Raw genomic sequence first — 21766 nt, 5'->3', positions numbered from 1 at the left:
GATTACCAGTTTATTCGAAGTGAAACATACGGGATAAAGGGGAGCATGACCTTGGATTTCGGGATAATCTTGGTCAGGTTGTCCGCGCTTTCTGCTTGAAAATAAACGAACGAAGGGTTCGATTGATTATAGACGTTGTAGGCTCCGACGCTGAGTTTGAACAAGAGGTTTTTGCCGCCGAATTTATAGTCGAGGCTGGCATCCAGCCGGTGATTGTTGGGTAATTTGTAGTTATAGCGATCCGTGTACACGGGGATAAGAATGGGTCTGTCATCATTGAATTCCGTGATGTTCTGGGCGATGACCATCCCCTTGGGGAAGGTCGTGTAAACCCCGGACGAGAAGGTCCAAAGGGTGTTCAACAGGAAGCGGGGCGAAATCTGGTAGGAAAAGTTGATCACAACATTGTGTTTCACGTCGTACGGGGGATTAAAGGCTTTCCCGTTATTGATTTCCGCAAATTTGCGCTTGGATTCGGAGAGCGTGTAGTTGGCCCGCATGTAGAGTGCGTGATGGTTGAGCGTGAGGTCAAATTCGAGACCTTTGGCATGGCCTTTTCCTTGAATTTGGCGATTGCTTAGGGCGGAATATTCGGTTTGAATGTCCGAGGCAAAATCTTTCACGTTACGCATGTCCTTGTAAAAAATGCCCGCGTAGAAGGATAATAGTTGTCCGACCTCTTGATTAATCCCGATGGAATACTGGTGACAGGTTGCGGGCTGGGTTCCTTTTGCAAGGGGATACCAAATGTCGATCGGGGTTTTAACCGTGAAATAGGGGTAGAGGCTTAAATATTGAACCGTCTTGGCGTAATCGGCCCAGAGGGTGAATTTGTTGACCGTGTAACTGATTTTTGCCCGGGGCGAAAAGGAATGTTCCCGGGTTTCTCCCGCGTAAAATTGATAATTTCCTCCCACGTTTAAGGAGAAGTTTTGATTTAATTGGTAGTTTATATCCAGGTATAATTCATATAGATTGAAGTCTTTGTCCGAACTTTTTATTAGAAGATTTTGGCTGTCGTCGCTTTTGTTGGCTGTTTCGAACCGGGAGTATTCAAATTTTGCCCCGCTGTTTAGGTTTAATTTATCCGAGAGTCTGCGGGAATAGGTTGCTTGCCCGAGAAGGGCGTAGTTGCGATTTCCGCCTCCCATGGGAACACTGCCGAAGGCGTCACCCTCGCTGTACGTGTTTTTCCCGCCGAACTGGAAATCCCATTGCTCGTTGGCATTGGGCGTGTAGGAGACATTCACGTTGCCGGAAAAGGTGTGCCAGTCGAAAATGTATTGCACGTGTTCGCTGATCTTCATTTTCATGTGGTCGAGGGAGAACAGTCCGAAGGCGGTCATTCTCCATTTGTCGGAAAGACGTGAATCAATGGTCGCGGTAATATCACTGAAGGAGTACTCCGGCATATAGTTAGGATTCGTCTTGTCGTCCATGGACCGGTTGTATAACCGGGAGATATGTTGTAAATAAGAGGTCCGGGCAGAGGCGGCAAAGGACGTATGATTTTTGATGATCGGGCCTCTGGCTTTCAGGGCGGAAGAGACAAGTCCGAGAGTCAGCTCTCCCTCGTGTTCGTGCTTGTTTCCCGGTTCGGGGCGCATATTGATGTAGGAGGATAAAAAACTGTTGTACCGGGCGGGGAAGCCGCTTTTGAAAAGGGTGGAGTTGTTCAGTATGTAGGGGTCGAACGTGGACAGGATTCCCGTGAGGTGGTCCGGGTAGGCGATGGGCATATTGTTGATGAGAAATCCGTTTTCGTTGCTGTTTCCACCTCGGACGTAGATGCCGGAATTGAGCGCGTTTGTCGTCACGATGCCGGGCATGGTGGCGAGGTATTTCAGTACATCCTGTTCGCCGAGAATGGCCGGAATCCGTTCGATCCCCTTGATGGAGGAGAGGATTCGCCCGCTAGCCGGGAGGGCCGTGACGACGACTTCTTTCAGGTTGTTCTGTTTGTTACGCAAGGTAATGACGAAGGGTGCGTCGCTTTTGTTGAGTTTGTAAGTTTCTTTTTTATAGTTGACGTGTGAAAATTCCAGCGTGCAAGGGATGGGACATTCTAACCGGAAGAGACCCAAGGTGTCGGTAGTGGTGCCTTTTTCGCTTTCGATGCAGTATATGTGTACCCCGCTGACCGGTTCGCCAGAGTGGGCTATAACTTTCCCTACGATGACCGTTTGGGCGTCAAGTGATATGGAGATGAATATAAATAAGATTGCAACCAATTTACCCATATACACGCGTTGTGAGTTCGAAATTTTACAAATGTAGTAAACAAATCCCTTTAAGCCTTATGGTTCATGTGAATAATTGTTGTTATTTTGCAGGGTATCTATTAAAATTTGATCATGGGAATATACGTGCATGTACCTTTTTGCCGGAGTAAATGTTTTTATTGCGGGTTTTATTCGGTGGCTTCATTGACCTTGAAGGAGGCATATCTGGGGGCTATCGAACAGGAGATCGTTTTAAGGAGGGGGTATTTGCCACAGCAGAAAATGAATACTTTGTATTTCGGGGGAGGTACTCCTTCTTACTTGGAACGTGGGGAACTGGAACGAATTATTCGGAAGTTGGAGGAGAATTATTCGTTCGCCCCCGGGATGGAGCGAACCATCGAGTTGAATCCCGAAGATCTGGTGCCGGAAAAATTGCAGGGAATAAAGGATTTGGGGTTTAACCGGTTAAGTATCGGGGTGCAATCTTTTTCGGATGAACAATTGAAACGAATCAATCGGACGCATTCGGCCCGTCAGGCGATGGATGGAATCGCGCTTGCTGCTGGCATGGGATTTGATAATATAAGCATGGATCTAATTATTGGTTTGCCGGGGCAGACGGAGGAGGAGTTGTTGGGAGATGTGGAGAAGGCAAGTTGTTTACCAATAGTTCATTTATCCGTGTATATATTAAGTATTGATTCAAATACGGTATTTGAACACATGGTGAAACGAGGTGAGTTCCGGTTGGAGGATGAAGAGGTGATGGCCGGGCGTTATCAGCGGGTGTGTGAACGGTTGAAAGAGTTGGGCTTTGAACATTATGAAATTTCCAATTTTGCCCGGAACGGGAAGTACTCCCGGCACAACACGTCTTACTGGCAACAGAAACCATACATCGGTTTCGGTCCCTCGGCTCATTCTTATGACCTGCATTCCAGACAATGGAACACGGCGAATTTGAAAACTTATATAGATCATTTAAATGAAGGAACGCTTTCATTTGAGAAAGAGGAATTAAAACCTGTTGATTTGTATAATGAATACGTGATGACGAGTTTGCGGACAATGTGGGGCATGGAGAAACAAAAATTGGAGGGAAATTACACCGTGTTTTGGGAACAGGTGCAGGAACAAGTCCGGAAATACGAGCGTTCCGGGGATTTGGTGGAGGAAGGTGGAAGGTGGAAAATCAGCGAGACCGGGTGGGTAATTTCAGACGCGATTTTGAGTGATTTATTCGTGGTCTAGTTTTTTACATGAAAAAATACTATTTTTGCGGTTGTAAGTTTAATATTTAAATGTTTTTCAGATGAAAACGAGTAGAATGTCAGTCAAAGAACTGTTGCAATCAGGAGATTGCGGTAAAGAGGTTGAGGTTAAAGGTTGGGTAAGAACCAAACGCGGTAATAAACAGGTGAATTTTATCGCGTTGAATGACGGCTCTACGATCAATAATATACAGGTGGTGGTTGATATGGAGAAGGTGGCCGAGGAGGTGATGAAGAAAGTAACGACCGGGGCGGCTATTCACGTGAAAGGTTTGCTCGTGGAGAGTGCCGGGAGCGGACAGGCTCGCGAGATTCAAGCGAACGAGGTGATCGTGATGGGAGAGGCTGATCCGGAAAAGTTCCCGATTCAACCGAAGAAGCATAGCTTGGAATTTTTGCGTGAGGTGGCTCATTTGAGATTCCGCACGAATATTTTCGGGGCTGTTTTCCGTATTCGTCACGCGATGGCTTTTGCCATTCATCAATATTTTAACGATCATGGTTTCTATTATTTGCATACCCCGTTGATCACGGCCTCGGATTGCGAGGGGGCGGGAGAGATGTTCCGGGTGACGACGCTTGACCCGAAGAATCCACCCTTGTTGGAGGACGGAAGTGTTGATTTCAGACAGGACTTTTTTGGTAAATCAACCAACTTGACGGTGAGCGGTCAGCTGGAAGGTGAGCTGGGTGCCATGTCGCTGGGTAAGATTTACACGTTCGGGCCTACCTTCCGGGCGGAGAATTCAAATACCACGCGCCATTTGTCGGAATTCTGGATGATCGAGCCGGAAGTTGCTTTCAATGATTTGGAAGATAACATGGATTTGGCGGAGGATTTTTTGAAATACCTGATCCGTTATGCTTTGGAGCATTGCATGGACGATTTGTTGTTCTTGAGCAAGCGTTTGCAGGAAGAGGAGAAGGATAAGAAAGCCGAGGAACGTTCCATGGAGTTGATCGAGAAGTTGCAATTCGTGTTGAACCATGAATTTGAACGGGTTACTTACACGGAGGCTATCGAGATTTTGAAAAACAGCAAGCAAAATAAGAACGGTAAGTTCCAGTATCCGGTGACAGGTTGGGGTGTGGATTTACAGAGTGAGCACGAGCGTTACTTGGTAGAGAAACATTTCAAGAAACCGGTGATTTTGACGGGTTACCCGAAGGAAATCAAGGCTTTCTACATGAAACAGAACCCGGACGGAAAGACGGTTGCCGCGATGGACGTGCTTTTTCCGCAAATCGGCGAGATTATCGGGGGGTCACAGCGTGAGGAAGACTATAACAAGCTGGTGACCCGTATGCAGGAGGTTGGGATTCCGGTTTCCGCGATGTCTTGGTATCTGGACACGAGAAGGTTCGGTTCCGCGGAGCATAGCGGATTCGGACTTGGGTTTGAACGTTTGTTGTTGTTCGTGACCGGAATGGGGAATATACGTGACGTGATCCCGTTCCCGCGGACACCGAAGAATGCCGAGTTTTAAGAATAATTTGAAATAAATAGAAGGATGCTCAAGCAAAATTTACAACAGAAATTAGGATTGAAAATCAATCCGTTGCAGATACAGCTGATCAAGCTGCTTGAGCTTCCTACCTATCAACTTGAACAGAGGATTAAGGAGGAGTTGGAGTCAAACCCGCTTTTGGAAGAGGGGGAGGAGAAACCAGAGCCGGAGGTTGATATTAAGGAGGACGGGGATGAGGTGGATTATGATGAGAATTCGCAGGAAGAAGATAATTACGAATCTTCGGAGGATGAGTTTTCTTTAGATGATTATATCAGTGATGAGGATGATATTCCGGACTATAAGTTGACAGCATCGAATGCCTCGAAGGATGATGATGCACGGGAGTTCGTGCTTTCCGGGGGGATTTCTTTTCGGGAGAATCTGGTGGAACAGTTGGGGACGCAGCACTTGGGAGAGATGGATCGTAAGATCTGCGAGTATATCATTGGTAATATAGATGATGATGGTTATCTGCGTCGGGACGTGGAGAATATCGTGGATGATCTCGCTTTTGGGGCGGGGATCGAGGTGGACGATGAGAAGATTGAATCTTTGTTGCGTGTCGTGCAGCGTTTCGATCCGGCAGGAGTGGGGGCGAGAGATTTGAGGGAGTGTCTGTTGCTGCAGGTGAAACGACGTTTGGCGGAGACTTCCACGCCGGCTTTGATCAATGCCCGGATTATATTGGAGAGTTATTTCGAGGAGTTCTCGAAGAAACATTACGAGAAGATTTCCAAACGGATGAGGATTTCGGATGAGGAGTTGAAAGAGGCGGTGGACGAAATTTTGAAATTGAATCCCAAGCCGGGCGGACAGATTTCCGATTCTTCGGTTCCGGGAGCCGAGAAGATTATTCCTGATTTTAACCTGGATATTGTTGACGGGGAGTTACAGTTGAGCTTGAACACGGGGGATATTCCCGAGTTGAGGTTGAACAAATCATACGTCAATATGTTGGAGGATTACCAGAAGAATTCGAATTCCCGAGAGAAGAAAGATGTGGTGTCTTTCGTGAAATATAAGCTGAGTTCTGCCCGTTCGTTTATTGATGCCGTGCAACAGCGAAATAACACGCTGATGTTGACAATGACGGCTATCGTGCAGTTCCAGAAGCCATTTTTCCAGACGGGGGACGAGAGCAAGTTGAAACCGATGATTCTTCGGGATATTGCTGATATTACGGGATTGGATGTTTCTACTATTTCGAGGGTTTCTAATTCTAAGTATATACAGACTTGGTTCGGGATCTACTCTTTAAAACAATTCTTTTCGGGAAGTATGCCGACAAGTAGTGGAGAGGAAGTTAGCACGGGCGAGTTGAAGAATGTGTTGAAGGAAATCGTGGACGGCGAGGATAAACGCAAACCTTACACAGATGATGAGTTGGTGGAATTAATGAATAAAAAAGGTTATCAGATTGCCCGCCGGACGATTGCAAAGTATCGTCAGTTGCTGGATATTCCGGTGGCCCGACTTCGTAGGGAAGTTTAGTGTGGAGGAAGGTATCTCATTGTGCAAAAGAGATGAAAATCGTTAATTTAAAAGTGTAACGTGGAATCAAAATTTTTATTACGTACCTATTGTCATGAAAAACCGGTACCAGAAAGAACTCCCTTTCAAGTGAGGACATTAGACGGTTCCGTTTACTATTGGTCGTTGGAACAATCAAACAGTCCTTATTTTCTCGTGAAGTTCAAGCGCGGCTGGCGTTATTATTCCGTGTATCTGAAAAGTGGCGGTTGGTGGTCAGGGAAACTTTTGGTACTTGCCCACACGTGGGATTTGCATCCATTGTCGGATGTTTATTTATTGCCGGATGAGTTTAAAAAGAATTGTCCAGCACTTAAATGGTTGACTTCTTTGGAAATTGATAAGAAAATAGGGGATCCAGATTATAAGTTTATTGCCGGATATAAAGGAAAGAAAAGCCCCGTGGTGTATATAAATACGGATATTAACTTTGATGAGGTGGTAGAAAAGAAAGAGATTCCTTTTGAAGTATTTGCGTATGCGGAAAAGTTGGTTACTTTCACAGATAAGGCGATCGAGGAATTTACCGATTTGGAAAGCAAACCTGAGGTGAAACGGCAGGTGGAAATAGAAAAGAAAAAAGAGAATCGGGATGTGTTGAAAGGGGTTTTGGGTTTGGGTTTTTTGGCTTTTAGAGGGTATTCCGCATTCTCGGGAACTGGGAGTGGGGGAGGTGGTGAAGCTTCAGGTGATTGTCTTGATTTTCCGGAATCAAGTGACGAATTGGATGGAGACATGGATTTTGATGGAGATGACGGTATTTCTTTTACGGGGAGCTATAATGAAAATGAAGCGGAATATTGGGAGCTTAAAGCTGAAGATGCAAGTGATAAAGTGGAGGAATATTTGCATAAGGCTAGTGAAGCCATTAAGGACGGAGATGAGGGAAAGGCAAAGATGTTTAACAAATGGGCGGAGGAGGCGACGGCGACTAGAAATAGGTGTTTGGAATTTGCCAAAAGTCATAGAGATAAATTGTAATTCGTTTTAAGCAAAAAGAATATGAAAGTACTTGCTTTTGCAGTATCCATGCTGTTTCATCCTTTGTTGTTGCCTTTGTACGTGTTGTTTATCACATTTAATACAGGAACCGTTTTTACTTATATTCCGGCATACACGCAGAATATGTCTTATTTGTTGACCCTGCTGGGGGTGACGTTAATTCCATTGCTTTGCTTGCCGTTGTTGAAGTGGTTGGGTTTGATTGAGGGGTACCGTCTGGTGCAGAAACAAGATCGGGTGTTCCCGGTGCTGGTGACGATCGTGGGGGCTTTTATCGTGTTTTATTTTTCCCGTAATTTGCCGTATTCTAATATCGTGAGACAGTTTTACCTGATTATGGTAATCATGCTCTCCGGCTTTATGATCGTGACGATTCGCTGGAAGATCAGTATGCACATGACAGCTATCGGGGCTTTGTGTGGCTTTGTTTTTATTCTGGGAATGAAGTACTTGGGTGATGTGATTAACTTGTTGCCTTTGCTGATTCTGGTTTCCGGCCTTGTTGCCTCTGCCCGCTTGTATCTAAAACAACATACCCCTGCCCAAGTGTATGTCGGGTATATTTATGGTGCCGTAGCCGTGGTGGCTATCATGTATTAATAAAGCATGATCCATATATCGCTTTGTCCCAGTTGGGTAGCGAGTAGATCCCTTTGTTTCGTGGCTTCTTGTTTATCCGTGTAATTTGCGATACTGACACGATAACGCTGGTCTTTGGTAATGATTTGTGCGTTCTGGAAGCCTTTGGCTTTTAGTTGTGTCACGTCTTTTTCTGCTAGATTTTCCCGGGGATGGCTGGCCACGATGATATGATAACTTCTTGTATTTGTTTTCTTGATGTTTTGTTCTGTTCCTTGTTGCTTTCCTGTTTCCTGCCGGGATGGGGAAATCTTCACGTTTGATGCAATCGTTGTGTTATTGTTATCTTGCGAGTTTTTTTGCCTGATGGTATCAAGGGAGACGGTGTTTCCCGAAAGAGAGACCGGAAGGTTTCTTTTCACGTTGACGGTAGTCAGGTTCTTGGAATTCATTTTATCCCGTTGACAGCCGATAAATGGCAATATCAGGACGAATGACAGGAACAATACGAGTTTCATGTTACTTGCGTTTATTTTATTTGATAAATCCAGGTCTCTTCTTTACCGGGGATTTTGTGAATTTTTCTCACGGCAGCGATAGCCTCTTTCTCGGTCTTGTACCCTTCGTAAGCCACGAGGTAAAGATCCCTGCTATAAGGCATGATTATGGCGTTTGCGTAACCTTCCTTGTGTAGCTTGTCGTACATGCGGTCTGCATTATCTTTGATGCGGAAACAGCCGCCGACAAGGAGATATTCCGGGGCTTCTTTTACCACGGTGGTCTCGGTTACCGTTTTTGTTTCCGTTACTTGGATGGTGTCTTTTATAAGGACAGCCTTGGTCTCTACTTTAACCGCTTCTTTTTGCGTATTCGTGTTTCTTACCTTCTTTTTGTCTTGACATCCGGAGATTGCAACCGCTAGGATGACAAGTGTAAATAGTAGAATCGTTTTCATGTTTGACAACGTTTTGGTTAATCATGCCAAGATACAAACAAATTTATTGTTAGTAAAGTATTTTCTTCTATTTTTGTGGTGAAAGTGTCGAATTGTAACCAGTAAAAGAGTTATTATGAATAAATTTATCGGAGTATTGTTGATTTTGGTTCTTGCCGCTTCGTGTAAGAATGAAACAGAACCTATCGTGAAAATTACCACGGAGTACGGGGATATAAAGATTCGTTTATATGATAAAACACCCAAGCATCGGGATAATTTTTTGAAGTTGGTGGATGAAAAGTTTTATGATGGATTGTTGTTTCACCGGGTGATTAATCATTTTATGATACAGGGCGGTGACCCGACGTCGAAGAATGCAGGGCCGGACGTGATGTTGGGCGAGGGAGACGTGGATTATCGGATCGATGCGGAGTTCGTGCCGGAGTATTTCCACAAGAAAGGAGTGCTTGCGGCTGCCCGAGAAGGGGATGATACCAATCCGGAACGTAAGTCTAGCGGGGCGCAGTTTTATATTGTTCAAGGAAAGGTGTATTCTCCGGAACAGTTGGGGGCTACCGTGAAGAGTATCAATGAAAGGCGTAAGATGGCGTTATATGGGCGATTGAAGAATCAATATAAGGATGAATTTACTCGTTTGCAGGAGGCGAATGATTTGGAGGCTTTGGATGAGTTATCGGAAAAATTGACCCGGGAGTGTGATAGTTTGTTCGTGAATGAAGAGTTCGTGTTGACGGAGGCGCAAAAACAGGCTTATACCACGGTTGGCGGGACGCCCCATTTGGATGGGCAGTACACCGTATATGGGGAGGTGATTGAAGGGCTGGACGTGCTGGATAAGATTGCCGCAGTTAAAACAAATTCTTTCGATAGGCCGGAGAAAGATGTTGTGATTGAAAAGATTAGAAGGTAAATAATTGTTTGAATTTGCTTGGGCTACCCCCTCCAAGGGGCTATCCAAAAAGTCATTTTATTTCCAAAAACTCCTCCGTCACTTCGTGCCACCTCCTCTATAAACAGAGGAGGAGCTGGTGGCTATTTCCGAATATAGAGAGCATTTCAGCTCTCCCTCTGTTTATAGAGGGAGTACGGCGAAGTCGGGAGGGAGTTTGAAAAATGACTTTTGAGACAACCCCAGTTGATTACCAAGCGGTTTCCCCTCCTGTGTAAGGAGGGGTTAGGGGAGGTAGTTAAATAAAAGGAATTTTTTATAGGTTATATTCCCGTTATCTTTTTTATCTCATTCAGTTTGTTCAAGGCTTCAAGCGGGGTCAGGCTGTTGATGTCCAGTCCGGCTATTTCATCTCGAATTTGTAATAACACGGGGTCTTCTAGTTGGAAGAAACTGAGTTGAATGCCTTCTCTTTCGTTTCCTATTTTAGCGACATTCTTTTGTATCGCACCACTTGAATTACGGTCGTTTTCGAGTTGTTTTAATATCTCTGATGAACGCTTGATGACAGATTGCGGCAAGCCTGCCATTTTACCGACCTGTATACCGAACGAGTGGTTGGAACCTCCTTTTATCAGTTTTCGAAGGAACACGACTTTGTTGTTCACCTCTTTTACCGACACGTTGAAATTCTTGATTTTCGAGTAGGTGCGTTCCATTTCGTTCAGTTCGTGGTAGTGGGTAGCGAAGAGGGTCTTTGCTCTGCTTTTCGGATTTTCGTGTAAAAACTCGACAATGGCCCAAGCGATGGAAATACCGTCATACGTGGAGGTTCCTCGTCCAAGCTCATCGAATAGTACAAGGCTTCGGTCGGAAATGTTGTTCAAGATGTTGGCAGCCTCGTTCATCTCGACCATGAAGGTGGATTCCCCCAAAGAGATGTTGTCGGATGCCCCCACGCGGGTGAAAACCTTGTCAACATACCCGATCTTTGCCGATATGGCGGGAACAAAACATCCGGCCTGTGCCATGATCACGATGAGTGCGGTTTGGCGTAAAAGCGCTGATTTACCCGCCATGTTGGGCCCCGTGATAATGATGATTTGTTGCTTGTCGTTATCGAGATAGAGATCATTGTCGATATAGTTTTCTCCCGGAGGTAATTGGCGTTCAATGACCGGGTGACGTCCCCCTTTTATGTCGATCACGAAGGATTCGTTGATCTCCGGTCGATGGTAATTATTTGTGATTGCTATGTTGGCAAACGAGATCAAGGTGTCGATGTAGGAGATGACGCGGGCATCCAGCTGTATCGGTTTGATATAGGAGGCTGCTGCTGCCAGTAAAGTGTTGTATATATCGCTTTCCAATTCTTGAATCCGGTCTTCGGCACCGAGAATCTTTTCCTCGTATTCTTTTAGTTCGGGAGTGATGTAACGTTCCGCGTTGACAAGGGTTTGTTTACGAATCCATGTGTCGGGAACCTTGTTCACGTGAGTTTTGGTCACCTCGATGTAGTAGCCGAAAACATTGTTAAAGCTGATCTTCAATGTAGGTATTCCTGTATTCTCTATTTCACGTTGTTGCATCTTTAGTAGAAGTTCTTTCCCGTGAGAAGAGATTTCCCGTAATTCATCCAGTTCAGTGTTAACTCCGGGGGCGATGACATTCCCTTTGTTAAGCATCGAGGGGGCATCTTCCCTGATCTCGTGGTCTATTCTTTGGCTTAATGCCTCGCAATCATCCAGTTGTTGCGTCCATTTGGTAAGAACTTCGTTGCCGGTAGATAAGCATTGTTCTTTCAACGGTTTGATGGCTTGTAACGCAATTTTTAGTTGAACCATTTCTCTCGGAGAGATACGGCCGACGGCGATCTTGGAAGCAAGGCGTTCTAGGTCTCCAATGGTGCGGAGAATTTGTTCCAGTTCCAAACGTTCCGTTTCGTGATGCACGAAACATTCCACGATGTCCAAGCGTTCATTTATGTCTGCCGGTTTCTTCAAGGGCATACACAGCCAGCGACGCAAAGCGCGTGCGCCCATCGGGGTGATGGTGCGGTCGATGATGTCTGCCAAGGAGCGTCCTCCCTCGTGAAGGGTATCCAAGATTTCAAGGTTACGTAGCGTGAAGCGATCCAGTAGGACACAGGTCGATTCGTCGATACGGGAGATCGAGGTGATGTGTCCTACAAGCTCGTGTTTTGTCATGTCGAGGTAGTACAAAACGGCTCCCGCGGCGGAAATGCCGCAGTCCATTTTATCAATTCCGAATCCTTTTAATGACGATACTTCGAAATGCTTTTTGAGGCGATCTGCGGCGGACCCTGTTTCAAAGAACCATTCTTCAATCGGGTAAGTGTAGTATTTTGTCCCGAAGAGTTCGTTAAACCGGGCTTCCGAGCCTTTAGGGTATAGAACTTCCTTGGGTTGGAAACTGTTTAATATCTTATCCATGGTGGCGGGACTTCCTTCTGTGGTTAGGAATTCTCCCGTGGAAAGGTCTAAAAGGGATAGCCCGGCTTTGGTTTTCGTGAAATACACGGCAGCCAGAAAGACGTTGTTTTTGTTGTCGATGGTGTTTTCGTTATAGGAAACACCGGGGGTGACGAGTTCGATAACCCCTCTTTTTACCAGTTTCTTGGTCTTTTTCGGGTCTTCCAGTTGTTCACAGATGGCAACTCGTTGTCCGGCTCGCACCAGTTTGGGCAGATACGTGTCGATGGCATGATGGGGGAAGCCGGCAAGTTCCACGTCCCCGGGAGAGCCGTGGGAACGTTTGGTAAGCGTGATCCCTAATATCTTAGAAGTTAAGATGGCATCTTCGCCGAAGGTTTCGTAAAAGTCACCCATCCTATATAATAAAATCGCATCGGGGTATTTAGCTTTTGCCGAATAATATTGTTGCATAAGCGGCGTCTGTTCTTCTGACTTTGTTGCCATTATGTTGTATTTATTGTCTGTTATTAAATTTTAATTACGTGTTTTCGCCTCCCAAAAGTAAATATTTTGATCGAGATTTGCTTTAAAACTTCGCAAACATTGTGTAATTTTGCCTAGGCTAAAAAGGGGAATGACGAAATTTAGTGAGTGTAGAAGAATAACCTGTCGTGTATTTTTTTCGTATTGAATATGGAGACGGGTAGGGGATAGCCGATTAATAAAATAGTGTATATGGAAAATATATTGGATGCATTGGCAATTTATGGGTATTCAAATTTAGAGGATCGGATCGAATTTGAGCTGGATGGGGTGATCGAGAAGGAAATTGCTCCGGCTTATTGTAATGAGAATTTTGAATTGTGTGTTTCATGTATGGATTATACTTCGCTGAAGGTGACGGATACGGAGAAATCAATCATGACTTTCGTTTCTGAATTATTGAAGAAATTGAAGAAAAACACGTTGCCGGATGTGGCATCAGTATGTGTGTTTCCCCGGTTTACTTCTCTCGTGAAGGAGAATCTAGCCGGAACACCGATTAAAACGACGGTCGTGGGAGCTTGTTTCCCGGCTGCACAGACGTTTTTGGACGTGAAGTTGGCTGAATGCAAGGCTGCTATCGCGGCGGGAGCGGATGAGGTAGACGTCGTGATTTCCGTGGGGGATGTCTTGGAGCGTAATTACGAGAAGGTGTATAAAGAGTTGGTTGCTATTCGTGAGGCTTGTGCCGGGGTTATTTTGAAGGTGATCTTGGAAACGGGCGAGCTGAAGACTATCGAGAGCGTGTTCAATGCTTCATTGATCGGGGCTTACGCGGGAGCTGATTTTATTAAAACATCTACCGGGAAGGTTCCGGTAAATGCTACACCGGAGACGGTTTACGTGATTTGTGAAGCCTTGCGTCAGTTCCATGCACAGACCGGGAAGATGGTCGGGATTAAGGTGGCCGGTGGTATTACGAAGATTCAGAACGCAATTCGTTATTTGACGATTGTGAAACATATTTTAGGCGAGCAATGGCTTACGCCTGCTTATTTCAGAATAGGAACATCCCAATTACTGGAAGATGTTCTGAAAGAGATGAAAACGGTAAAAATTAATGGCTGAAAGTGAAAGCTTTCAGCTAATTATTTGCCAAGTGAGAATGATCTTTTAAGATGGTTTCCACGAATTCCAGTGGAATCATGGATGTTTCAATTCCTGTTACTTCTTTAATCTTTTTCGTGAGAGGGGCTAGTAGGGCGTAATTGTTGTTTTTGTGTACTTCCCGTAGCACATCCTTGATGATTTTGATGTCTTTGTCGGACAAAAGAGCGGCTTGCTGAAAGACGACCTGATATTCTTCCGGGGCCTCGAATTCACTGATTTGTTTTAACGTGACTGCTTTTTCGAGTTTTATTACCGTGGTTCCTGCCGCCATGTCACCGAGTCTTTGCATTCGTTTGGAGGCGATGATCGAGATGACGGCGATGGCACCGCTTGAGATGGAAATATCTATTAAGCGGAAGACCCAGCGGAGCATACAATCCCAGAAAGTGAGTTTTTTGCCGTTTAGTTTCACGACTTGGATACGCATGGTGTATTTGCCAAGGCTACGGCCGTTAAAGACGGCCTCGCAGAATAGATGATAGGAAGCGATGATCACCGCGAGAATGACGAAAAACCAAGTAGGGGAGGCTACCATGCTGAAAAGGCCGATAAACATGAGACCCAACATGAGTAGTCCGAACTGAAAGGCACCATCAATCAAGGTTGCTAGGATGCGGTCTAGCACGCCCGCAGGAATATAATCAATGTCAACGTTGTGAGCTGTACTGATAGAAATGTTCATGATAAGTATAAATATTTCCACAAACATACATTTTTTTTGAATAAATGCATTATTTTTATCACAGGAAAAAAGTGTGGTATTTAGAATGAAAGAGGCTAGATTTGTAAGTCAGAACAAGGAGAAATGGGGAAAAATGGAAAATGTAAGCCATCTGGATACAGATACTCTTGCCTCTAATTACGTGATTCTTTCCGATGATCTCTCCTATGCCAAAACGTTTTACCCGGGTAGTGATGTGGTGAAGTATTTGAATCAGTTGATTTCTGTTTACCAGATCAATATTTACGGACAGGAGAGATCGGAGAAAAAGGGGATTCTTTCCTTTTGGGTGCGGGAGTTTCCGCTGTTGCTCTATCGAGAGAGGCGGACGTTGTTGTTTTCTTTTCTTTTTCTTCTGTTTTCGGCATTGATCGGGGGCTTCTCCACGGCGAAAGACGATACTTTCGTGCGCTTGATTCTGGGTGACGCATACGTGGACAAAACGTTGGAAAACATCGAGAACGGGACTCCGATGGGGATTTATTCGTCCTCGAACGAGGTGGATATGTTTTTTATGATTACCGCAAACAATATTAAGGTGGCTTTCGTGGCGTTTGTTTTCGGTATCTTTTTTTCCGCGGGAACGTTATGGATTCTTTTCTCGAACGGGGTTATGCTGGGGGCTTTCCAATACTTCTTTTTCCAGCACGGGCTTTTGTTGCATTCGGTGATGTCCGTGTGGGCGCATGGGACTTTCGAGATAACATCTATTATTATAGCCGGGGGAGCGGGGCTGGTGATGGGAAATAGTTTCCTGTTCCCGGGGACGTACAAGCGCTCGTACTCGTTTCGGAATGGGGCCTTGCGGGGCATAAAGATTGTTACCGGGCTGATTCCGTTTTTTATTATCGCTGGGTGGATTGAAAGTTTCATCACGCGTTATGCCGATACTTACCCGGTGGTAGGGGCCGTGGCAATCATCCTTTCGCTGGGAGGCGTTATCGGGTATTTTGTTGTTTATCCTTATTATTTACATAAAACAGAGACCAATGGAAAAGATTAATTTGAGCGTGCAGCGTTCTTTTTCGGATTTGATTACCGTGACGATTAATTTCATGAAACAGGAGTTTATTCCTTTTATCCGGGCTTTTGCCGTGATCGGGTTTCCCATGATTTTGCTGATGCTTTTTTTCATGAAGGATCTGTTGATGGGGGTTTTTGATATGTCTTTGCACCCGGAGGCTTATTACGACGTGAATAATTTTGGAGATACGATGTTGCGAACCCTGTTCACGTCTCTGTTTGGGGTGCTGATGATGCTGTGGGTGCAATTGTTTGCTATTTCTTATTTGCGGGTTTACTGGGATCATTATCAAGCGGGGATTGAGGAACGAATCACGATTATCGAAGTTTTTAGAGTCATGTTGAGGAAATTCGGGGTGTATCTTGTGTGGTCTGTTTTCTGTGGTTTGGTTGTTTTTATCGGTTTCTTGTTCTTGTTTGTTCCCGGAATATATATCGGAATTTCGTTTACTTTCGGATCATATTTGCTGATATTAAGAGACAACGGGCTAGGAAAAATTATCTCGGAATCAATGGCTATGGTGAAGGGAAATTGGTGGAAGACTTTCGGGTTTATTCTAGTGATGTACTTGTTGGTAGGTGTTGTGGCTTATCTGTTTGGTATTCCTTATATGTTTGTGATGATGTCATCGGCTTTCACGGGGGCGATTCCCAATATTTACGAGATTACTTTCTCGTTGCTACTCTCTTACTTGGGACAATACACGTTATACACGGTTTTGTTTGTCGGGGTCGGGATGCTTTTCTTTTCCCGTTCGGAAGAGATGGAACACACGACTTTATTAAGCCAGATTGACCAGTTGGGGGCTCAACCCGAGAAAAAGGCGGATGAAGAGGCTAATTAAATATATTATTCTATTCGTGTTTGTTTGTGTCGGGAACGTGACATGGGCGGAAGAAGGAGAACGGGAGTCTTCGTTCTTTCCGGATTCTTCTTATGTTTTGCGGGGCCCGAAAGCTGATTTCTTGGAGAAATATAGGAAAGATGCGGCTTTTGATTACACGACGAATATTGAAGATTCGCCTAGTATTTGGGACTGGATAAAACGTTGGATTTTGGAGCGTTTGTTTCGGATCAAGGTTTCGGAGGGGTCAATGCAGACAATGGATATTATTTTAAAAATTGTATTAGGTCTTTTTGCCTTGGGTATCGTTTACCTGCTCGTGAGGAATAGGGATAAATTTCTTTTCCGCAGGCGGGAGACCGATTTTTTCCCGGAGGATTCCGTGGAGTATACCGGGGAACAGGAAGCGGATTCTTTCGTGCGGTTACTGGCGAAAGCGGAGCAGGAGAATGATTACGTGCTGGCAATACGGGTGAGTTATTCTGCCTTGTTGCAAATGTTGGATAAAAAAGAGGTGATTCGTTGGGATGTTTCTAAAACGAATCAGCATTATATTTACGAGATAAAGAATGAAACGTGGAGTCGTCATTTTGAGGAGATAAGCCGTATATTTGATTGTGTTTGTTATGGCGAGTTTCCCGTAGATGAAACCGCTTATCGGAATATCAAACGATATTTCACGGAGTTCAGGAAGGAGGTGGAAGGATGAAACGGCGCCAAAATGTATTGATTGTTCTTTTCGTGATCGCCATTATGGCTGTTTACACGGGGTATGAGGCTAATAAACCGCAACCGATAGATTGGAGTCCTAATTTTTCTATCAGCAAGAAGAGTCCTTATGGGACGTATATTATTAAAGATGCTTTGCCTTATCTATTTCCGGAAGGAGAGGTGTCTTTTGCCCGGATGTCTGTACGGGAACAATTGCGTGTGGGTAGAACGCCTTTCTTGAAGACCTACTTTTTCGTGAGTCCCTTTTTCAGAATTGTTCCGGGGGATTTGGAGGTCGTGTTGGAAGAGGTGGAAGACGGTGGTTCGCTTTTCGTGTCGGCAGAGTTTATTCCCGATACATTGTATTCTTACGTGGGTGTTTCAGGAATGAAAAGGATTCAGAACGGGAAGGATTATTTGCGAGGCTTTGAAGATAAAGGTTATCCTTTCAGGGCAACTCACCGTTATTTTGAATTGAAGGAATCTTTTGACGGGGAGGTTTTAGGATATGTCGATACGATCAAGAATCCCAATTTTATCCGGATGAATTACGGGGAGGGGGTTATCTACCTACATTCGAACCCGATGGCATTCACGAATTTCTTCTTGTTGGATTCGGTGAATGGGGATTATTACCAGAAGGCTCTCTCGTTTCTTCCCCCGGATGCGAACGTGGTATGGGATGAATACCTAAAATCCGGGACAGAGGGGCAACAAACTCTTTTCCGGGTGATATTCAGGTATCCCGCGTTGAAGTGGGCGTATATTTTGTTGATATTGGGGGCGATACTATACGTTTTGTTCCGGACGAAACGGGAACAGCGTCCGATTCCGGAAATTCGTCCTTTGGAAAACCGGACATTGGAATTCGTGTCGGTTGTGAGTTCTCTGTACTACAAGCAGCGGGATCATGTTGCTATCGCGAATAAACGGATCAATAGTTTTCTGGAAGAGGTACGTTATTATTATAAATTGCGTACGGAGGAACTGGATAGTTCTTTTATAGATTTGTTGTCGGAACGAGCGGGAGTTGCACGGGGTAGCGTGGAAGACCTGATTTTTTTGATTATCCGGATTCGGAAGACCGAGCATGTGGATGAAGACCAGTTACGTGAGCTGGTGAGATATATAGAACTGTTTAAAACTAAAAGCTAAATAGATTATGGAAGATCAGATAAATTTTGAGTCCAGAATAGATTTCACGGATTTAAACGAGAAGATCACCCGAATACGGGAACGGATGGGTAAGGTGATTATCGGTCAAAAGGAAGTGGCCGATTTGTTGCTGGCGGCGATGCTGGCTGATGGACATATCTTGATTGAGGGTGTTCCGGGAATTGCCAAGACGTTGATGGCAAAGGTTATGGCCCGGATGCTGGATGTTACTTTTAACCGGATTCAGTTTACGCCGGACTTGATGCCGAGTGATATTCTGGGAACCTCTGTTTTTCTTCCGGCAGCAGGGCGTTTTGAATATCGGAAAGGACCTATTTTCTCGAATATCGTGTTGGTGGACGAGATCAACCGGGCTCCGGCAAAGACACAGGCGGCTTTGTTTGAAGTGATGGAGGAAAGGCAAATCACGAATGACGGGGTGGAATACCGGATGGATTATCCTTTCGTGGTGGTGGGGACGCAGAATCCGATAGAACATGAAGGTACTTATCGTTTGCCCGAGGCTCAGCTGGATCGTTTCCTATTTAAGATTAACGTGACTTATCCTTCCGTGGCGGAAGAGATCGAGGTGCTTGAGTTGCATGATCACGGGGCTATCGCCCATTGGCAGGAACTGGAACCCGTGTTGAGCGTGGAGGCGTTGAAGAAGTTGAGAACACAGGTTGCTCAAGTGCGTGTAGATTCGAAGATAAAATCCTTTATCGTGAATATCGTGGATGCTACTCGTAAAAGCGGTTGGCTTTACTTGGGTGCGTCTCCCCGTGCGTCGATCGCTTTAATGAACGGGGCTAAGGCCTTCGCAGCTATTCAAGGACGGGATTTTGTCGTTCCGGACGATGTTTTGTATTTGGTAAATCCGGTATTGCGACACCGGGTGCAGCTTTCTTCCGAGAAGGAGTTGGAAGGCGTGACTGTTGATCAGGTAGTGCAACAGATAGTGTCTAAAATAGAAGTTCCAAGATAGTGCGAATACTTAAAGATACATATTTATCCCGCCGTTTTTTCCTGATATTGATGTTGGGAATATTCGCTTTTGTGATGGCTTACGTTTTCCCGTTACTTTTTATCTGGGTTGCGGGGGCTTTGCTGACTGTGCTGTTGCTGTTACTCGTGGAGTTATTCGAATTGTACAAGCGAGTGGACGGGATTGATGCTTCGCGGGTGGTGGTGGATAAATTGTCTAACGGGGAAGAAAATCCGGTTTGCCTGGTACTAAGAAATCGTTATCCGGTGAGTGCTTGTCTTCGTGTGATTGACGAGATCCCGGTGGAATTCCAGAACCGGAATGTCTTGTTCCGGTTGAAGGTGAATGCCGGAGAACAGCGGGAGATCCATTACACGTTACGTCCTACAAAACGAGGTTCTTATAATTTCGGGAAGATTCGGGTATTCGTGTCCGTGCGTTTTGGGTTGGTCGAAAGGCGTTATTCTTTTCGTGCGGATCAGGATGTGGCGGTTTATCCCTCGTTTATGATGATGCACCGTTATGAGTTGATGGCTTACGGGAATTACCATCCGGAGAATGGAGGCATCCGTACCCGGGCTCTCGGGGGAAACATGGCCTTCGAACAGATTAAGCCTTATGTGACGGGCGATGATCCCCGCACGATAAACTGGAAGGTCACGGCGAAATATAATCATTTGATGGTGAATACCTACACGGAAGAGCGGTCTCAACAGATTTATTGTCTGGTGGATAAGGGACGTGCGATGCAATCGCCTTTTAATAATATGACGATGCTGGATCACGCGATAAATACGGTCTTAACTTTGTCGAATATTATATTGAAAAAAGGGGATCGGGCCGGGTTGATCACGTTCTCGAATAATTCTCGGAATTGCGTGAAGGCCGATAACCGGGTGGGCCAGTTAAATCGGATAAGTGAGGCTTTGTATCGTTTGGAAACACATTATCAAGAGACTGATTTCGAGAAATTATACGTGTCGGTGAATCGACAAATCCCGACCCGGAGTTTACTGATTTTGTTTACCAATTTTGATACCGTATCTGGATTACGACGTCATTTGCCTGCATTACAGCGCTTGGCGGCACGGCATCTCGTGTTGGTCATTTTATTCGAGAACTCTGAATTAAATAAGGCTTTGGAGCGTCCCGTACACAATCTAAAGGATGCATATTTCGAAACCATTGCAGCGGGATTTGCCACGGAGAAACGACAAATGGTCCGGGAATTAAGTCAATTGGGTATCCGGGTGATCCTTTCCAAACCGGAATCTCTGACGGTGAATAGTATCAATAGTTATTTGAATCTGAAGGAGCGAAAGTTGATTTAAACTTTACTACTTCTTACCGAATAGTCGATAAGTGATACCCGTGGAAATTGTTGTTTCTTTTCCCAGAAAGATTGTTTCAAATTTGTAATGAATGTGGTGGCAAAATTCAATCTCGATGCCAGCGGTCATGTTCCAATCGTGTATATTTTTTAATATAATAGCATCCAAAATTCCGCCATGAGGCAGTAACGGTCCTTCCTCTGACGGGTGTATTTCCGCAAATATTTGTTGCAGTGTTGGTTCATCATAGTAGGCCGCGTAATGATTTTTAAATTTTATATGATTGTAAGTTGCCCCGGCATATATCTCTATATTCTTGATCCAATTCTTGTTATTCGTGGCGATGTATCCTAGCTTCGGGGTTATGGTTTGAAATATTGATTTATTACTGATCTCATCAAAATGGTTCCAATATATGGTATATTCGATCTGAGGCTTGAAGTGATGATATATAAATTCACTTTTTGTGCCGCATCCATAAATCCATCCATCTGTTTTTATGCTTTGGGAAAAAGGAGGTAAGTCGATGTAATTGATTTGAAGAGCCGCATTTAGTTTGCTTTCATCAAAAATCTTTCCTCCTAGGACATATATGTTTAAGAAAGGAAAAAGCCAGTAATCCACTTGCAACCGGATTGTATTTGTGATGTTCTTTTTTATTTTGTAGTCCCTAGAGTAAGATTCTAATAATTCACCAGCTTGATCGGTAGTAAAAGGGTATCCCTGGGCAGGAATGTATCCTATTACAGTTTGGATCGAATAATCGTGGTCGTATTTTCGTCGGTCGTAATAGATCGATATGCCTATTGGAGATTTACTCTTCCATTGCGTATAGGTCTCCGAGTGTATACTTGTCTTTTTTTGTGCTGTGGCCGGGAATAACATACTTATCCCCAACATGAAGAATAATAGCCGCCTCATAAATATGCTTTTGATTTATTT

At 44.7% G+C, this 21766-nt stretch carries 19 protein-coding genes; 13 read left to right on the top strand and 6 right to left on the bottom strand.

All coding sequences use genetic code 11. The features are described 5' to 3' along the window. Positions 1-2: 2 nt before the first annotated feature. On the bottom strand, positions 3-2240 hold the full coding sequence (locus F1644_RS12195) for a TonB-dependent receptor (RefSeq protein WP_118304662.1): 2238 nt from the start codon (positions 2238-2240) through the stop codon (positions 3-5). A gap of 114 nt (positions 2241-2354) precedes the next feature. On the opposite strand from F1644_RS12195, the gene hemW reads away from it, so the two are divergent. The 5 genes from hemW (at position 2355) to F1644_RS12170 (ending at position 8139) form a co-directional block, all read left to right on the top strand. Next, positions 2355-3476 carry a radical SAM family heme chaperone HemW gene (gene hemW / locus F1644_RS12190; RefSeq protein ID WP_118304661.1) on the top strand — a complete coding sequence of 374 codons (1122 nt, stop codon included), beginning with the start codon at positions 2355-2357 and terminating at the stop codon, positions 3474-3476. A gap of 61 nt (positions 3477-3537) precedes the next feature. Next, complete coding sequence (gene asnS / locus F1644_RS12185) at positions 3538-4983, top strand: asparagine--tRNA ligase (protein WP_168044058.1); 1446 nt, start codon at positions 3538-3540, stop codon at positions 4981-4983. A 24-nt stretch (positions 4984-5007) separates the two neighbouring features. Next, on the top strand, positions 5008-6498 hold the full coding sequence (gene rpoN, locus F1644_RS12180) for an RNA polymerase factor sigma-54 (RefSeq protein ID WP_087419181.1): 1491 nt from the start codon (positions 5008-5010) through the stop codon (positions 6496-6498). Between the two features lie 60 nt (positions 6499-6558). Next, positions 6559-7518: a hypothetical protein gene (locus F1644_RS12175; protein WP_118304659.1), complete on the top strand. Its 960-nt coding sequence runs from the start codon at positions 6559-6561 to the stop codon at positions 7516-7518. Between the two features lie 21 nt (positions 7519-7539). After that, the gene (locus tag F1644_RS12170; protein ID WP_118304658.1) at positions 7540-8139 is read left to right on the top strand and encodes a PAP2 family protein; all 600 of its coding nucleotides are present in this window, start codon (positions 7540-7542) and stop codon (positions 8137-8139) included. Here the strand turns inward: F1644_RS12170 and F1644_RS12165 are convergent. Next, complete coding sequence (locus tag F1644_RS12165; protein ID WP_118304657.1) at positions 8136-8636, bottom strand: SPOR domain-containing protein; 501 nt, start codon at positions 8634-8636, stop codon at positions 8136-8138. The two genes, F1644_RS12170 and F1644_RS12165, sit on opposite strands and share 4 nt — an antisense overlap. An 11-nt stretch (positions 8637-8647) precedes the next feature. Then, on the bottom strand, positions 8648-9073 hold the full coding sequence (locus F1644_RS12160; RefSeq protein ID WP_118304656.1) for an SPOR domain-containing protein: 426 nt from the start codon (positions 9071-9073) through the stop codon (positions 8648-8650). A 115-nt stretch (positions 9074-9188) separates the two neighbouring features. Between F1644_RS12160 and F1644_RS12155 the strand changes: the two genes are divergently transcribed. Continuing rightward, positions 9189-9986, top strand: coding sequence for a peptidylprolyl isomerase (locus F1644_RS12155; protein ID WP_118304655.1), 798 nt, complete (start codon positions 9189-9191; stop codon positions 9984-9986). 302 nt (positions 9987-10288) lie between these two features. On the opposite strand, the gene mutS is transcribed toward F1644_RS12155, so the two are convergent. Then, positions 10289-12904: a DNA mismatch repair protein MutS gene (mutS, locus tag F1644_RS12150; protein WP_118304654.1), complete on the bottom strand. Its 2616-nt coding sequence runs from the start codon at positions 12902-12904 to the stop codon at positions 10289-10291. A gap of 231 nt (positions 12905-13135) precedes the next feature. Between mutS and deoC the strand changes: the two genes are divergently transcribed. Continuing rightward, a complete protein-coding gene (gene deoC, locus F1644_RS12145; protein ID WP_118304653.1) occupies positions 13136-14011 on the top strand; it encodes a deoxyribose-phosphate aldolase in 876 nt (291 codons plus the stop codon). Between the two features lie 16 nt (positions 14012-14027). On the opposite strand, the gene F1644_RS12140 is transcribed toward deoC, so the two are convergent. Further along, entirely contained in the window at positions 14028-14756 is a 729-nt protein-coding gene (locus F1644_RS12140) for an RDD family protein (protein ID WP_229782354.1), read from the bottom strand. A gap of 64 nt (positions 14757-14820) precedes the next feature. Between F1644_RS12140 and F1644_RS12135 the strand changes: the two genes are divergently transcribed. Genes F1644_RS12135 through F1644_RS12110 form a run of 6 tightly spaced genes read left to right on the top strand, consistent with a single transcriptional unit; the run spans position 14821 to position 20824 of the window. Continuing rightward, a complete protein-coding gene (locus tag F1644_RS12135) occupies positions 14821-15777 on the top strand; it encodes a stage II sporulation protein M (protein WP_118304652.1) in 957 nt (318 codons plus the stop codon). Beyond that, positions 15764-16642, top strand: coding sequence for a hypothetical protein (locus tag F1644_RS12130; protein WP_087419172.1), 879 nt, complete (start codon positions 15764-15766; stop codon positions 16640-16642). Before F1644_RS12135 ends, F1644_RS12130 begins: the two co-directional genes overlap by 14 nt. Next, positions 16626-17351: a DUF4129 domain-containing protein gene (locus tag F1644_RS12125; protein WP_118304651.1), complete on the top strand. Its 726-nt coding sequence runs from the start codon at positions 16626-16628 to the stop codon at positions 17349-17351. Before F1644_RS12130 ends, F1644_RS12125 begins: the two co-directional genes overlap by 17 nt. After that, on the top strand, positions 17348-18508 hold the full coding sequence (locus tag F1644_RS12120; protein ID WP_118304650.1) for a DUF4350 domain-containing protein: 1161 nt from the start codon (positions 17348-17350) through the stop codon (positions 18506-18508). The genes F1644_RS12125 and F1644_RS12120 overlap by 4 nt, the downstream gene beginning before the upstream one ends. A 7-nt stretch (positions 18509-18515) precedes the next feature. Next, entirely contained in the window at positions 18516-19493 is a 978-nt protein-coding gene (locus tag F1644_RS12115) for an AAA family ATPase (RefSeq protein ID WP_118304649.1), read from the top strand. After that, the gene (locus F1644_RS12110; protein WP_118304648.1) at positions 19493-20824 is read left to right on the top strand and encodes a DUF58 domain-containing protein; all 1332 of its coding nucleotides are present in this window, start codon (positions 19493-19495) and stop codon (positions 20822-20824) included. The genes F1644_RS12115 and F1644_RS12110 overlap by 1 nt, the downstream gene beginning before the upstream one ends. 6 nt (positions 20825-20830) lie before the next feature. On the opposite strand, the gene F1644_RS12105 is transcribed toward F1644_RS12110, so the two are convergent. Next, a complete protein-coding gene (locus F1644_RS12105; RefSeq protein ID WP_118304647.1) occupies positions 20831-21745 on the bottom strand; it encodes a hypothetical protein in 915 nt (304 codons plus the stop codon). Positions 21746-21766 lie beyond the last annotated feature (21 nt).

This window comes from Butyricimonas paravirosa (assembly GCF_032878955.1).
Lineage (GTDB): Bacteria > Bacteroidota > Bacteroidia > Bacteroidales > Marinifilaceae > Butyricimonas > Butyricimonas paravirosa.
Note: the sequence above shows the minus strand (reverse complement) of the source record. Positions and strands in the feature narration are given on the sequence as shown.